Raw genomic sequence first — 13,807 nt, 5'->3', positions numbered from 1 at the left:
AATCCCCTGACGGATGCTGACAGTGCAGATCTGCTGCAGTCCGGCCGGTTGCTTTGCTCAGATCAAGGGAATGCGCTGCAGCGAGAGGCTGGAGAGCAGCACGACGGCTGCCCACAGATCGGAGGCCATGGCGATCGTTTCCTTCCCGTTGCGCTCGGCGCGGAACGTGTGTTGGACGCCCGCCAAGGCATAGAACACACCGCCGGCCAGGGCCGCGGCGGAGCTCCACGATGGCTGGATCAGGCTGGCCAGGCCAATCAGTCCGATCGACAGATTGGCAAAGCCGAGTTCCCTGACAAGCACCAGAGAATCCTCTGACTTGAGAGAAAGAATCACCTCGGCCGTATAGCGGGGCTGCAGAATCTGGCGCAGGCCCGCCATCCCCAGGCGAACGCCCACGGACCAGAACACGAACCACTTGCCGACCAGGGCCGGCGTGAAGGCGGCCTGGCCCGCCAGCACCTCCACGCTGATGCCGGCCACCGGCAGAACGAGCATGAGGGCGAAGACGATGACGAAGTACATGCCGGCGGCCCCTGGGGCGGCTCCTGACGGTACCCAGATCCGGCCTACTCGGCGCGCTTCTGCTCGAGGACCCTGCCGGTCGCGGCATCGATGGTGATCTCCATCCGTCCGCCCGGACCGGCGACCTTGGCATCCCACACCCTGCGGCCGTTCTCCGTATCCAGATCGATCGCGATCACCCGGCCCCCGGGGACGGCGGCCGCGGCGGTCTGGATCGCCTGCTGGACGGTGACCGCCGGTCCGGGTCCCATGGCTTCACGGGGGATCGACTCCCGTTCCTGCCGGAGGACCGCCCCTGTGGTGGCGTTGAGGTAGATCTCGCTGCCGGTGTTGTCGGGCCTGCGGACCAGCACCTCCCACACCGCCCGGCCGCCTTCGAGGCCGGGATCGATGTCGACGACGGTGCCTCCGGGGACCCGCTGCAGGGCAATGGCGGCCGCCCGGGCGGCGGTGATTCCGGCGCTGTTGCCGGTGGCGCTGGCCAGCGCCTGAGGGGCGCCCAACCCCACGCCCACGGCAAGGGCGAGGGCGGGGATGGAGAGGCTGATCCGACGAGCCATCGCACCGGTCCGCAAGGCAGTCATCCGCGAGGCCATCAACGTAACGCTGCCGTCCGCGCCCCGTTCCCTAGGGTCGGCCACCGGCCCCGCCACCGCGCCACCCCCGCGCCAGTCACCGATGTCCGCCCGGCCCAACCCCCTGCTGGGGCTGCCCTTCGTGGGCGCCCTCGAGGACCTCGGGCCGGAATACTGGGATGTGGTGGAGGCGGCGGCGTTTCCGCTCACGCGCCTGCGGTTCCGCAACGACCCCCTGCTCCACCAGCTGGGCCTCGACCCGGCCAGCGTCAGCGACGACGACATCGAGGCCGCCTACGGGCGATTCGAGGGCCGCATGCCCCTGCTGGCCCTCCGCTACCACGGCCATCAGTTCGGCACCTACAACCCCCTGCTGGGGGACGGCCGCGGCTTCCTCTACGGCCAGCTGCGCGATCGCCACGGCCAGCTGCAGGACCTGGGCACCAAGGGGTCCGGCACCACCCCCTGGAGCCGGGGCGGTGACGGCCGCCTCACCCTCAAGGGCGGGGTGCGGGAGGTGATCGCCGCCGAGGCCCTGCAGCGCCTCGGCGTCACCACCAGCCGCACCCTGTCGCTGATCGAGACCGGTGAAGACCTTTGGCGCAGCGATGAGCCCTCCCCCACCCGCAGTGCGGTGATGGTGCGCCTGGCCCGCACCCACCTGCGCTTCGGTACCTGCGAACGACTGCTCTTCCGTCGTCAGCCGGCCCAGCTGCAGCGGCTGCTGCGCCACGTGGTTGCCGTCCACTACCCGCACCTGGCGGCGATCCACAGCGACGGCGAGCAGCTGCTGGTGGGCTTCTACGCCGAGCTGGTGCAGCGGCTGGCGCGGCTGGCGGCCGAATGGATGGCGGCGGGCTTCACCCACGGGGTGCTCAACACCGACAACATGTCGCTGGCCGGCGAGAGCTTCGACTACGGCCCCTACGCCTTCCTCCAGGCCTGGGATCCGGGCTTCACCTCCGCCTACTTCGACCACGACGGCCTCTACGCTTACGGCCGCCAGCCGCTGGTCTGCCAGCACAACCTGCGGCTGTTGCAGGAGCCCCTGGCGATGCTGCTGCCCCGGGGGCCCCTGGAGGCGGCGCTGGAGCCGTTCGGTGAGGTTTACGACGCCCACTACCGCCGCTGCCTGCTCCGCCGCCTCGGCTTCGACGCCGCCCTCCTCCCTGCCGGGGCGCTGGCCGATCTCCCCGATCCGGTGCCCCCCACCCTGCGGCTGCTGGCCGGCTGGCCCGTGGCCTACGGCGCGTTCTTCGCAGGCCTGGCCCAACGCATCCGGACCGGCGGGCTGCCGGCTACGGCCGAGGGCCTGGCGCCCTTCGTGGCGGAGGCCCCGGCGCCGCCCCGGGCCGAATGGCTCGCCTGGCGGGACAGCTGGTGGCACTGGAGCCAGGCCGTGGCCGCCCCGGAGGGCACCGCCGAGGCCGCCATCAGCGCCTGCCTGCAGCGCTGGAACCTGCCGGAGACGCCGGTGCGGCCGGTGATCGAGCGGATCTGGGCGGCGATCGATGAACAGGACGACTGGAGACCCCTGCAGCAATGGCTGGCGCGGACGGTGTGATCGGTGCGGGTCCGCCGACGCTGGAGACGGCCCGTGTCAGGGGCTACAGCCGACCCAGGCGGCGTCTTCTACAACACCTCGAAGCTCAGGCTTTCTCCATCGCAGCGATGCCATGACTTCCGAACAGGCCGCCCAGCTCATCGACAACACGCTCGATCTGGTGCATCAGCGCCTGCTGGATCTGGAGTCGCAATCCCTCGACCATGAGCACAGGGCCCTGGCGGCGGAATTCCGTGAGTGGCGTCAACCTTCCGGCGGCCACATCGACCTGATGGTGTTTCCCGGACTGGCCGAATCCTGAGGCTTCAGCCTCCATCAGGGAGCGGCTTTTCCCAGAACTGGGCCCGGCCCATGGCGGGGTCCAGCTGATAGGGACGGAACCCGGCACTCCTGTAGGCGCCCTGGGCCGCCCCGTTCCCCTCCAGCACCTCCAGGGTGAGCTTGCAGCAGCCGAGCCGCCGGGCGATCAGCTCCGCCCGCTGCAGCAGTCGCCGCCCCACCCCCTGGCGGCGGAAGTTGCTGGCCACCACCAGATCGTGCACGTTCAGCAGGGGCCGGCAGGCGAAGGTGGAGAAGCCTTCCAGGCAGATGGCCAGCCCGGCCGGCTCCTCCCCCGCGAAGGCCAGGATCCCGTGGGCCGAAGGCCGGCGGGCCAGGGCGTCGACCAGATTCGCCCGGGTGAAGGCGGACAGGCCCTGGCCACCGCCCATGGGGTCGCGGGCATAGGCCTCCATCAGGCTCAGAACTGCAGCGGCGTGGGCCGGGTTGGCGAAGTCGGCCTCGAGAATGTCGATCACCGGAGACACCCTGCTCAGGAGGCCCGTTGGCGGCGCTCCAGCCACCGCAGGCAGAGGAAACCGCTGAGCGTGGCCGCCACCACCCCCACCACCGCCGAGCCCAGCAGCAGGCGGGAGGTGAAGTCCCAGCCCAGCTGGCGCAGGGTCTCGTGATGCAGGGTCAGGCGTCCCGGCCAGCCCTTGCCCGGGCCCAGCAGCAGGCTGCCCAGCTGGTAGTTGAACCAGATCAGGGGGATGTCGGTGATCGGATTGCTGATCCAGGTCCCGGCGGCGGCCAGCAGGTGGTTGCCCCGCACCAGGCTGGCCAGGCCCACCCCCAGCAGGGTCTGGAAGCCGAAGATCGGGAAGCAGCCCATGAACACCCCGGCCGCCAGCCCCCGGGCCCGCTGGCCGTGGCTGCCCTCCTGGCGCCAGACCCATTCGATGGCCTGGCGGAAGCGACGTTTCAGGGTTCGCAGGGCCAGAAGTGGAGGTCCGGGCGCGGAGGGTGGGGCATCCGGTCAGCCGCGGAGGGCCGTGGCGAACGCCGCAAAAACGTTAAGGGAAGGAATCCCCGGCTGCCCGGCGGCCAGCCCGACCGTGGCCTGGCCGTGGCGGGGCGTCCCGCCTAGCGTCCCTGGGTGATCGGATGGGCTGTGCGGCACGCCTCGCTCCTGCTGCCGCTCTGGGGCCTGGCGGGGTTGGTCAGCATCGTCGTTCCGCTGCCGGCGGCCACCGCGAGCGAGGCGCTTCCCGCCAGTTGCCAGATCCTGGAGCCTTCCGGTTTGCCGCAGATCTCGCCGGCTGCGATCGATTTTCTGGAGCGATGTCTGAGCCGTTTCGCCCCGATCAGCAGCCCTGAATCGGAGCGGCAGCGCATCATCGCGGCAGCGCAGAAGGAGGCAGCCTGTGTGTCGCACAGGTCACCGATCGCGATCCTTACCGGCGGCCCCCCTGGGGCGGGGAAATCCACCGGGCTCCGCACCCATGCTCCGGTGGCCCTGGCACCGGGCACGCTGCGCATCGATGCCGATGCCTTGCGGGCCCAGCTACCGGCGTACCGCGGCTGGAATGCGGACCTCACCCAGGCCGAGAGCGGCGTGCTGGTGGATCGCCTGCTGGCCGGCATCGGCCGGCCCTGCCGTTTCGACCTTCTTTACGATGGAACCATGAGCCGGGCCGATCGCTACCGACGCCTGATTCCCGAGCTCAGGGCGATGGGATACAGGGTGTTTCTGCTGCATGTGAGCGTGCCCGAATCCCTCAGCCGAAGGAGGGTGCTGGAGCGATATCAGGCCATGGGTCGCTACGTCTCCCGGGCGGCGATTCGGCGGTATTTCGCCACCGGCCCCGCCACCTTCGAGCTGCTGTCCGGCTGGGCGGACGGCTATCTGCAGGTCGATGGCCTCACGGGCCGCGTGCTGCAGCAGGGGGGGGAGCCCTTCCCCACCGAGCCCCAGCTCCTCCCGCCCGGCGCCGCCTCGCTTCGATGACGGCGCTCGTCCTGATCGCCTACAGCGTCGTTTCTGGCCTGCGCAGCACGGTGCTCAAGGGGTTGCAGTTGTTGGGGGCGGCCCATGCCATCGCCGGTGAGAATCCGATCAGCTTCTGCAATGTCTTCTTCATTTCGCAGCTGATGATCGGCCTGGCCTTGCTGATCGCCGAGCCCGTGGATGTGGGACGGGAGATCGATGGCCTCCGTCCCCGGGTCCGTCTCGCCATCGCCGCCGATGCGTTCCTCGGCTGCTTTCTGGCCCCGCTCGCCTTCTACATGGCCCTCGACCAGCTGGCGGTGATCACCCAGACCCTGCTGTTCTCCCTCACCCTGCCGGCCTCGGCCCTGCTGGCGCTGTGGTGGCTGAAGGAACGGCTGCCGGAGCGCTTTCCCCTCAGTCTGGCCCTGATCCTGCTGGGCCTGGTGGTCGGCAGGGTCTTCGGCTCCGGCCTCGGGATGGGGATGGATCAGCTGCCGGGACTGCTGTGGGCGCTGCTGGCGGTGATCGCCACGGCCACGCGTAACTGCCTGCGCCGCCAACTGGTGGCCCAGCACCTGTCCCGCGGCCTCACCGGCGGTGTCACCAACCTGGTGGGCGCCCTGGTGTTCGGACTGATCGCCCTGCTGGTCTATGGCCCCCAGCACTTCTTCCATCTCCAGCTCTGGTGGGTGATCGGCGTGATCGTCATCTACGGCCTCACCCTCAGCCTGGGGACGGAGATCCTGCGCCAGCTGAGCACCGCCCGCTTCAGCGTCACCCAGGTGGCCTTCGCCGGCAGCGCCAGTGTGGTGGTCACGGTGCTCACGGCCGCGGCCTTCCTGCACGAACCGCTCACGCCCGGCGTTCTCGCCAGCCTCGGGCTGATCCTGCTGGGTGTCCTCCAGCGCAACCTGAGCGGCCCCAGCCCCTCCCCGTCTTGATTCCCCCCTCCCCCCCGCTCTTGGGCGACACCATCGCCGCCATCGCCACCGCCGTGGCCGCCGGGTCCGGCAGCGTGGCGATCGTGCGCCTCTCGGGTCCGGCGGCCGAGACAATCGGCCGGCGCCTGTTCGTGGCCCCCGGCGCCCAGGCCTGGGAGAGCCACCGGGTGCTCTACGGCCATGTGGTGGATCCGGCCGATGGCTGGCGGGTGGATGAGGCCCTGCTGCTGCTGATGCGGGCCCCCCGCAGCTTCACCCGTGAGGACGTGGTGGAGTTCCACTGCCACGGGGGTCTGGTCGCCGTGCGGCGGGTGCTGGAGCTGGTGCTGGCCGCCGGCGCCCGCCTGGCCGGCCCGGGGGAGTTCAGCCAGCGGGCCTTCCTCAACGGTCGCCTCGACCTCACCCGCGCCGAGGCCATCGCCGAGATGATCGCCGCCCGCAGCCGCCGGGCGGCCGACCTGGCCATGGCCGGCATCGACGGCGGTCTGCAGCGCCGCATCGGCGGCCTGCGGGAGCGGCTGCTGGATCAGCTCGCCGAGCTGGAGGCCAGGGTCGATTTCGAGGAGGACCTGCCCCCCCTCGATGGCCGGGCGGTGCAGGCCGAACTGGAGGCGGTGCGGGGCGAGCTGGAGCGGCTGGTGGCCGAGTCCCGCCAGGGGGAGCTGCTGCGCGAGGGCCTGCGGGTGGCCATCGTCGGCCGGCCCAACGTGGGCAAGTCGAGCCTGCTCAACCTGCTCAGTCGCCGCGAGCGGGCCATCGTCACCGACCTGCCCGGCACCACCCGCGACCTGCTGGAAAGCGACCTGGTGCTCGATGGGGTGCCCCTCACCCTGCTCGACACCGCGGGAATCCGGCCCACGGACGACCGGGTGGAGCTGCTGGGCATCGAACGCAGCCGCCAGGCCCTGGCCGGCGCCGATGCGGTGCTGCTGCTCTTCGACCTGCTGGCCGGCTGGACCGCCGCCGACCAGGAACTGCGGGCGCTGGTGCCCGAGGGGGTGCCCCTGCTGCTGGTTGGCAACAAGCTCGATGCCCTGCCGGCTGGGGCGGCCGCCGCCGCCGTCCCGTCCGTGCCGCCCGAGGCGCCCCTGGTTCGCATCAGCGCCCTCACCGGCGCGGGCCGCGACGGCCTGGTGGCGGCCCTGCTGGGCCTCTGCGGCGCCGCCGAGATCCAGGGGCTGCAGGTGGCCCTCAACGGCCGGCAGCGGGAGCTGGCGGCGGCGGCGGCCACCAGCCTGGAGCGGTCGCTGGAGACCGCCGCGCTGGGTCTGCCCTGGGACTTCTGGACCATCGACCTGCGCGGCGCCATCGCCGGCCTCGGGGCGATCACCGGCGAGGAGGTGAGCGAGGCGGTGCTGGAGCGGATCTTCGCCCGCTTCTGCATCGGCAAGTAGCCCCCCCGACGGTCCGCCGGCCGCCATCACGAAACGCTCACCCCTGTTGACCGCTTAACCTCCAGCCCCAATGCTTTGGGAAGCGATTCCCAGCGGCGAATGCAAACGGTCGACTGGCTCTGGATCCTGCACCCCGCCCTGGCGGTGGTGCTCATCTATCCCCTGATCGGCATGGTGGTGCGGCTGGGCGTCCAGGCCCGGGAGCGCCGGGTTGAGAAGGCCAAGCTGCCCCCCACCACCGGCCGCGACCACGCCGACCTGGGCCAGTGGCTCTCGGCGGGCGTGGTGCTGCTGGTGCTTGTGGCCCTCACGGTGGTGATCGTCACCAAGCAGCCGGCGGAGGGCTTCACGGGCGGCCCCGGCCGTGCCCTGCAGCTGCTGCTGGTGCTGGTGGGCACGGTGGTGTCCCTGCTCGCCCTCTGGCGGGTGAAGGCCAAGGGCTACCGGCTCGTCTTCGCCCTGCTCACCTGGGCCGGGGTGCTCGGCCTCGGCGCCCAGCCGGAGGTGTGGCGCCTCAGCGACAACCCGCTGAGCCCCGAGTTCTGGCAGTCCCACTACTGGGCCGGGGTGGCCGTGGTGGGCCTGATGATCTTCTCGATGGCCGCCCGCCCGGAGATCCTCAAGGAGCTGCGCTGGCGCCGGATCCACCTGAGCGCCTCCATCCTGGCGGCGGTGCTGTTCGTGGCGCAGGGGATCACCGGCAGCCGCGATCTGCTGGAGATCCCCCTGGCCTGGCAGAAACCCACCATCTATGCCTGTGATCCGGTGAAGCGGGTCTGCCCGCCCTTCGCCCCACCCCCGGTGCCCGCCCCCCCCGTCGGCGCCGCCGGCAGCTGAGGCGGCCTGTGATCTCACCCGGTGGGGCCCAGGCCCCGGTGCTGTCCTTCTCCCCGGCCCTGGAGGCCCAGCTGCGCCAGTGGCTGGATGAGGACATCGGCCGCGGCGATCTGACGGCCCCGGCCCTGGTCGGCCGCACCGGCCGGGCCCACTGGGTCACCCGGGCCGACGGCGTGTTCTGCGGCGGGGTGCTGGTGGCGCCGCTGCTGGCGATCCTCGATCCCCGGGCCTCGGTGCGGTTGCTGGTGGGCGACGGCGAGCCGGTGCTGGCCGGCCAGCGGCTGCTGGAGCTGGAGGGGCCGGCGGCCGCCCTGGTGGCGGCGGAGCGCACGGCCCTCAACCTGGCCATGCGCCTCTCGGGCATCGCCAGCGCCACCGCCGCCCTGGTGCAGGTGCTGGCGGGCACCGGTGTCCGGCTGGCCGACACCCGCAAGACCACCCCGGGCCTGCGGGTGCTGGAGAAGTACGCGGTGCGCTGCGGCGGCGGCTGCAACCACCGCCTCGGCCTCGACGATGCCGCCATGCTCAAGGAGAACCACCTGGCCTGGTCCGGCGGTGTGGCGGCGGCGATTGCGGCGGTGCGGGCCTCGGCCCCCTGGCCGGCGCGGCTGATCGTGGAGGCCGAGACCGCCGCCGAAGCCGAGGCCGCCGTGCGGGCCGGGGCCGATGCGGTGCTGCTCGACGACTTCACCCCTGCGGCCCTTGCGGACCTGGTGCCCCGGCTGCGGGCCCTGGCGCCGGCGGTGGTGCTCGAGGCCTCCGGGGTGCGGCCCGAGCAGCTGGCCGCCTACGCCGCCACCGGCATCGATCTGATCTCCACCAGTGCCCCGGTCACCCGCAGCCCCTGGCTGGATCTGAGCATGCGCTTCGCGGCGACCGTGGCCTGAGCCGTGGCCTGAGCCCGGCTGGCGCCATGGTGGAGAACCGCCTCACTCCCCTGGCCGCCGTGGCTTCGCCGCCGATCGGTTGTCAGAGTGAGCCTCAATGCCCCCCAGCGCCGACCCGCGTGCCGCAGCGACCCTTCCCGCTTCCAAAGCTTCCGCAGCCAACACCCCGACGCAAGGCCGTCCCGAGCGCCGCCGCCTGGGCGCGGCGCTGCGCCGTGGCAGGGCCCTCCCTGGTGCTGGCGCTGGTGGCGGCGCTGGGCAGCCCCACGGCAGCCAGGGCCGAATCGGTGCTCGAGCAGGCGGCGCGCACCGGCGAGATCACCATGGCCGGCCCCACCGACATGGTGCCCTTCGCCTACCGCGATGCCAGCAAAACGCTGGTGGGCTACAGCCTGGATGTGGCCCGGTTGATCGAGGCGGAGGTCTCCACCTATCTCAACCGGCCGGTGAAGATCGTCTACACCGCCAACGCGGATCCGTTGGCGGTGTTCCGTGACGTGAGCCGCGGTGATGTGGACCTGGCCTGTGGGGTTCAGTTCACCTGGGAGCGGGAGATGTTCGTCGACTTCTCCATGCCCTTCGCCCTCTCCGGGATCCGGGTTCTCACCCGGCAGGGTGGACTCGATGGCTCAGCGGCCTCGATGGCGGGCAAGCGGATCGGCGTGGTGAAGGACTCCCTGGGCAGCGCCACCATCGCGGCCGTGCAGCCGACGGCGGTGCGGGTCCCGTTCGCCGGAATCGAGCCGGCGGTGCGGGCGCTGCTGGCCGGCCAGGTGGATGGCGTGGGGGGTGATTCCCTGCTGCTCGCCGGTGCCCTCCAGAGCCTCGGGGGCAAGGGTTACAGCCTGGTGCCCGCGGAGCCCTTCTCCCGCTTTGCGGTGGGTTGCATTCTTCCGGAGGACAACTCCACCTTCCGCAACCTGGTCAATCTGGCCATCGCCCGGCTGGTGCAGGGCTACCTCGACGATGAGCCGGCGGCCGTGGCCAGCGTCAACCGCTGGCTGGGTCCCAAGGGAGTCCTGGAGCTGCCCCCCGAGGTGATCAAGGCCTATTTCCAGTCCGTTCTGCTCAACTACGAACGGGTCCGGCCCCTGTCGGCCACGACCCCATCGGCGGTCGCCCCCACCTCCCCTGCTCGCTAAGCGGATTCCTCCCATGTCCATCACCTCCCGCGCGGCCCTGCTCGGTTTCTCCCTGGCCCTGGCGGCCCTGACCGCACCCGGCGCCGCTCAGGCGGCCCAGCTGCCCTCCCCGGCCAGCGGAGCCTCCATTGAGCAACGGCTGCAGCGCATCACCGCGGCGTTCCGCGCCCAGGGTGACCTGAGCGGTGCTGACGGCGCCGCCGCCGGTGATCAGCGGCTGGCCTACGGCTTCGCCAACGCCGGCCGGGGCGGATGGGGCAATGTGGCCGGCGGCGGCGGCTTCGTCAATGGTCACCCCTATTACGGCGGCGGCGCCGGCTTCCGCAACGGGGGCGGCGGTTTCGTCAATGCCAGGGGCGGGGGCGGCTTCGTGAATGGGGGCGGCGTGCGCGGTGGGGCCTTCCGGAACTGGTAGGCCCCCTTCAGGGACGGCACCGGAGCCTGCGTTTCAAGCCCGGAAGCTTCCGTGGGCAAGCCAGCGAACCGCCCCTAAGGTGCAGCACGTTGACGAATCGGCGAATGGATTCTCCCGCTGCGGTGGCCCCCGGTTCCCTCCGATCCCGCCGCGCCAGGGCCCTGGCCCTGGGATCGGTGGCCTGTCTCTGTTCCCTGGGGGCCGCCCTGCCGGCCCACGCCGCCGACGCCGTACTGGAGCAGGCGGCCAAATCCGGTGAAGTGCTGATGGTGGGTCCCGCCGACAGCCCGCCGCTGATCCGGATGGGGCCGAAGGGGGAGCCGGAGGGCTACGCCATCGACCTGGCCCGCCGCATCGACCGCCAGCTCAAGGCGGAACTCGGTGAGTCGGTGCGGATCCGCTTCGCCCCCGTCGACAACACCGGCGTCACGGTGGAGGCCGTCGCCAGTGGCAAGGCAGGCCTCGCCTGTGGGGTGCCCTTCAGCTGGGAGCGGGAGAAACTGGTGGACTTCTCCCTGCCCATCGGTCTCTCCGGCCTGAGGCTGCTCACCCGCAGCGGCGGCCCCGACGGGTCCCCCGCCTCCCTCGCCGGCCAGCCGATCGCGGTGGTGGAGGGGTCGCTCGGGGCGGGCTTCCTCGGCTCCCTCCAGCCCGGTGCCAAGGCGGTCAGCTTCCCCAGCCTGCCCCAGGCCGTCTCGGCCCTCGAGCAGAAGAAGGTGGCGGGGGTGCTGGGCGATGCCAACGTGCTGGCCGGCCTGCGGCACGAGCGCAAGCTCTCCGGCGTGGCCCTGGTGCCTGAGCAGCCCTACGTGAGCTACGGCGTCGGCTGCATCGTGCCGGAGAACAACTCCCGGCTGCTGAATGTGGTCAACCTGGCCATCGCCAGCCTCTTCCAGGGCTACCTGGAGGGTCGTCCTGATGCCGTGGCCAGCGTCGCCCCCTGGTTCGGCCCCACCGGTGTGCTGGCGCTCCCCGCCGACCGGGTGCGGGCCTTCTTCGAATCGGTGCTGATCACCCGCGAAGGCCTCCTGCTGGCGGCCCCCGCCCCGGCGCCCCGCCCCTGAGTCCCCCCGTTCCGCCCCACTCTTCCGCCTCCCCTTCCTTCCTGGCAGCAACCCGATGACGAACCACCCCCGTTCCGGTCTGTTCGGTTTCCTGCTGTTGCTGGCCGCCCTGGCGCCGGCCGGCGCCGCGGCCAGGGCCGTCATCGACGCACCGTCCGCACCCCCCCTGGCGGCGGCGCCCGGCTCCATCGACGCCCGGCTGCGGCGCATCTCGGAGGCCATGGGACAGGCCACGGGCCAGCTGGCGGGGGCAGAGGGCCAGCCGGCGGGTGCGGAGGGCCGGGCCAAGGCCCCGGATGGCCGCCTCGCCTACATCTTCGTGAACGGCGGCGGGCCCCGCTTCGGCTGGGGCAACGGCGGCTTCCGCAATGGGGGCTGGGGCAACGGCGGCTTCCGCAACGGCGGCTGGGGCAACGGTGGCTTCCGCAATGGTGGCTGGGGCAACGGCGGCTTCCGCAACGGCGGCTTCCGCAACTTCTGGTGACCGCCACCGGTACCCCGCCACCGGGCAACCCGGAAGGGTTAGGGCCGTTGCAGCTGCTGGTGGTCCAGCCCACGCCCTACTGCAACCTCGACTGCGACTACTGCTATCTGCCCAACCGTGACGACCGGCAGCGGTTGTCGCTGGAGCTGCTGGAGGCGGCCCTGGCGCGGGTGCTGGAGAGCCCCTACGTGGGCGGCGACTTCACCCTGCTCTGGCACGCCGGCGAACCGCTCACCGTGCCGATCGCCTTCTACGACGCGGCCACGGCGTGTGTGCGGCGGGCGCTGGAGGGCTGGCAGGGGGAGCCCCTGACGATCCACCAGTCGGTGCAGACCAACGCCACCCTGATCAACGAGGCCTGGTGCGACTGCTTCGAGCGCAACGGCATCGCCGTGGGCGTGAGCATGGACGGGCCGGCCTTTCTCCACGACGTCCACCGCCGCACCCGCACCGGCCTGGGCACCCATGCCGCCACACTGCGCGGTATCGAGCACCTGCGCCGCCGCGGCATCCCCTTCCAGGTGATCGCCGTGATCACCGAGGAGTCCCTAGGCCACGCCGATGAGCTCTACGCCTTCTTCGTGGAGAACGGCATCACCGACGTGGCCTTCAACATGGAGGAGACCGAAGGGGAGAACCGCGTCTCCACCCTCAGCCGCCCCCGGGCCGAGGCCGCCTATCGCCGTTTTCTGGAGCGGTTCTGGGCGCTGTGGCAGGAGCGGCCTGAGGTGATGCGGGTGCGGGAGTTCGAGGGCATCTGCAGCCTGGCCCAGGCCGATGCCCGGCTGGCCTGCACCGACATGAACAACCCGTTCGCGATCGTCAACGTGGATGCGAGGGGTTCGATCTCCACCTTCGACCCCGAGCTGCTGGCGGTGCACACCGACACCTACGGCGACTTCGTCCTCGGCCACGTCCAGACCGACAGCCTCGTCTCGATCGCCGAAAGCCCCAAGTTCCGGCGCATCCTGGCGGACATGCGCGCCGGAACCGACCGCTGCCGGGACGAGTGCGCCTATTTCGGCCTCTGTGGCGGCGGCGCCGGCAGCAACAAGTATTGGGAGCACGGCACCTTCGCCTGCAGCGAAACCCAGGCCTGCCGCTACCGGATCAAGATCACCGCCGATGTGGTGCTGGCCGGTCTGGAGGAGGCCCTGGGGCTGGCGTCCTGATCCCCCTGAGGGCCCATGCAGAAGAGCCGCTGCGGTGAGGCAGCGGCTCTTGGATCGATCAGCCGTGAAACGCCGGCGCGTGGGCGAGGGGTCAAAGCAGGGGCTGGGTGTCGACCAGCCAGGGGGTGGTCGCTGTGGCGCCGAAGCCGGCGGCCGGGAACGGCGAGGTCAGGGGATCGGTGGCAAGGGGTTGGCTGCCGCCGAGGGAGGCGAGCTCCGTCAGGGCCATGATCGGCTCGCTGCCGAGCAGCGGATCGGTGGTCAGGGCGTCGCCGAAGGCCATCGGGGCACTGGCGATGTCGTCGCTGCCGGCCGGGGCGAGGCTGGTGCCGCCGCCGATGATCGGGTCGACCGTCTCAATGGTGGCCAACTGGGGCGTGCTGACCAGGGGCGCGCCGGTGGCAGTGACCGTGAACTGTTGCTGGAGCTGCAGGCCGGTGGAACTAGTGGGAGAGACGATGGGTCCGGCGGAGACGTAGTTCCAGTTGCTGTCGAGCGACCAGAAGTGGAAGCGGCCCGTGGACACTTCCTTCCAGAGAATCTGGTTCTGGTTGGT

17 protein-coding genes are annotated in these 13,807 nt (G+C 71.3%); 12 read left to right on the top strand and 5 right to left on the bottom strand.

Annotated elements, in window-relative coordinates; genetic code table 11:
- Positions 1-57: 57 nt before the first annotated feature.
- Positions 58-498 carry a DUF6790 family protein gene (locus KUG39_RS01605; RefSeq protein WP_353617634.1) on the bottom strand — a complete coding sequence of 147 codons (441 nt, stop codon included), beginning with the start codon at positions 496-498 and terminating at the stop codon, positions 58-60.
- Positions 499-569: 71 nt separating this feature from the next.
- Positions 570-1,085 carry a PepSY domain-containing protein gene (locus KUG39_RS01600; RefSeq protein ID WP_216913822.1) on the bottom strand — a complete coding sequence of 172 codons (516 nt, stop codon included), beginning with the start codon at positions 1,083-1,085 and terminating at the stop codon, positions 570-572.
- Positions 1,086-1,203: 118 nt separating this feature from the next.
- Here KUG39_RS01600 and KUG39_RS01595 point away from each other — a divergent pair, with 118 nt between their 5' ends.
- Positions 1,204-2,664: a protein adenylyltransferase SelO gene (locus tag KUG39_RS01595; protein ID WP_216913824.1), complete on the top strand. Its 1,461-nt coding sequence runs from the start codon at positions 1,204-1,206 to the stop codon at positions 2,662-2,664.
- A 112-nt stretch (positions 2,665-2,776) separates the two neighbouring features.
- On the top strand, positions 2,777-2,965 hold the full coding sequence (locus tag KUG39_RS01590) for a hypothetical protein (protein ID WP_094585766.1): 189 nt from the start codon (positions 2,777-2,779) through the stop codon (positions 2,963-2,965).
- Positions 2,966-2,969: 4 nt separating this feature from the next.
- On the opposite strand, the gene KUG39_RS01585 is transcribed toward KUG39_RS01590, so the two are convergent.
- Both KUG39_RS01585 and KUG39_RS01580 read right to left on the bottom strand, forming a co-directional pair.
- Complete coding sequence (locus tag KUG39_RS01585) at positions 2,970-3,461, bottom strand: GNAT family N-acetyltransferase (RefSeq protein ID WP_216913826.1); 492 nt, start codon at positions 3,459-3,461, stop codon at positions 2,970-2,972.
- Between the two features lie 14 nt (positions 3,462-3,475).
- Positions 3,476-3,910 (bottom strand): DUF2062 domain-containing protein, encoded by a 435-nt coding sequence (locus KUG39_RS01580; RefSeq protein WP_216913850.1) that lies wholly within the window; start codon positions 3,908-3,910, stop codon positions 3,476-3,478.
- 171 nt (positions 3,911-4,081) lie between these two features.
- Here KUG39_RS01580 and KUG39_RS01575 point away from each other — a divergent pair, with 171 nt between their 5' ends.
- The 10 genes from KUG39_RS01575 (at position 4,082) to grrM (ending at position 13,251) form a co-directional block, all read left to right on the top strand.
- Positions 4,082-4,933: a zeta toxin family protein gene (locus tag KUG39_RS01575; RefSeq protein WP_216913828.1), complete on the top strand. Its 852-nt coding sequence runs from the start codon at positions 4,082-4,084 to the stop codon at positions 4,931-4,933.
- Positions 4,930-5,856, top strand: coding sequence for an EamA family transporter (locus KUG39_RS01570; protein ID WP_216913830.1), 927 nt, complete (start codon positions 4,930-4,932; stop codon positions 5,854-5,856). Before KUG39_RS01575 ends, KUG39_RS01570 begins: the two co-directional genes overlap by 4 nt.
- Positions 5,856-7,250 carry a tRNA uridine-5-carboxymethylaminomethyl(34) synthesis GTPase MnmE gene (mnmE, locus tag KUG39_RS01565; RefSeq protein ID WP_216913852.1) on the top strand — a complete coding sequence of 465 codons (1,395 nt, stop codon included), beginning with the start codon at positions 5,856-5,858 and terminating at the stop codon, positions 7,248-7,250. The genes KUG39_RS01570 and mnmE overlap by 1 nt, the downstream gene beginning before the upstream one ends.
- Positions 7,251-7,349: 99 nt before the next feature.
- Positions 7,350-8,087 (top strand): DUF4079 domain-containing protein, encoded by a 738-nt coding sequence (locus tag KUG39_RS01560; RefSeq protein WP_216913832.1) that lies wholly within the window; start codon positions 7,350-7,352, stop codon positions 8,085-8,087.
- 11 nt (positions 8,088-8,098) lie between these two features.
- Positions 8,099-8,974 (top strand): carboxylating nicotinate-nucleotide diphosphorylase, encoded by an 876-nt coding sequence (gene nadC / locus KUG39_RS01555; protein WP_216913854.1) that lies wholly within the window; start codon positions 8,099-8,101, stop codon positions 8,972-8,974.
- Positions 8,975-9,189: 215 nt separating this feature from the next.
- Positions 9,190-10,116, top strand: a complete 927-nt coding sequence (gene grrP / locus KUG39_RS01550; RefSeq protein WP_353617346.1) for an extracellular substrate binding-like orphan protein GrrP — start codon at positions 9,190-9,192, stop codon at positions 10,114-10,116.
- Between the two features lie 13 nt (positions 10,117-10,129).
- Positions 10,130-10,531, top strand: coding sequence for a GrrA/OscA1 family cyclophane-containing rSAM-modified RiPP (gene grrA, locus KUG39_RS01545; protein WP_216913836.1), 402 nt, complete (start codon positions 10,130-10,132; stop codon positions 10,529-10,531).
- A gap of 104 nt (positions 10,532-10,635) precedes the next feature.
- Positions 10,636-11,595, top strand: coding sequence for an extracellular substrate binding-like orphan protein GrrP (gene grrP / locus KUG39_RS01540; RefSeq protein ID WP_216913838.1), 960 nt, complete (start codon positions 10,636-10,638; stop codon positions 11,593-11,595).
- A gap of 55 nt (positions 11,596-11,650) precedes the next feature.
- On the top strand, positions 11,651-12,079 hold the full coding sequence (gene grrA, locus KUG39_RS01535; protein WP_216913840.1) for a GrrA/OscA1 family cyclophane-containing rSAM-modified RiPP: 429 nt from the start codon (positions 11,651-11,653) through the stop codon (positions 12,077-12,079).
- A complete protein-coding gene (gene grrM / locus KUG39_RS01530; RefSeq protein WP_216913842.1) occupies positions 12,076-13,251 on the top strand; it encodes a cyclophane-forming radical SAM/SPASM peptide maturase GrrM/OscB in 1,176 nt (391 codons plus the stop codon). The genes grrA (KUG39_RS01535) and grrM overlap by 4 nt, the downstream gene beginning before the upstream one ends.
- A gap of 91 nt (positions 13,252-13,342) precedes the next feature.
- On the opposite strand, the gene KUG39_RS01525 is transcribed toward grrM, so the two are convergent.
- Positions 13,343-13,807: hypothetical protein (locus KUG39_RS01525; protein ID WP_216913844.1), on the bottom strand; the 465-nt coding region annotated here is incomplete at its 5' end.

The organism is Synechococcus sp. CCAP 1479/10 (genome assembly GCF_019038515.1).
GTDB lineage: Bacteria > Cyanobacteriota > Cyanobacteriia > PCC-6307 > Cyanobiaceae > Cyanobium.
The sequence above is the reverse complement of the archived record's forward strand: the minus strand, read 5'-3'. Positions and strand labels throughout refer to the sequence as shown.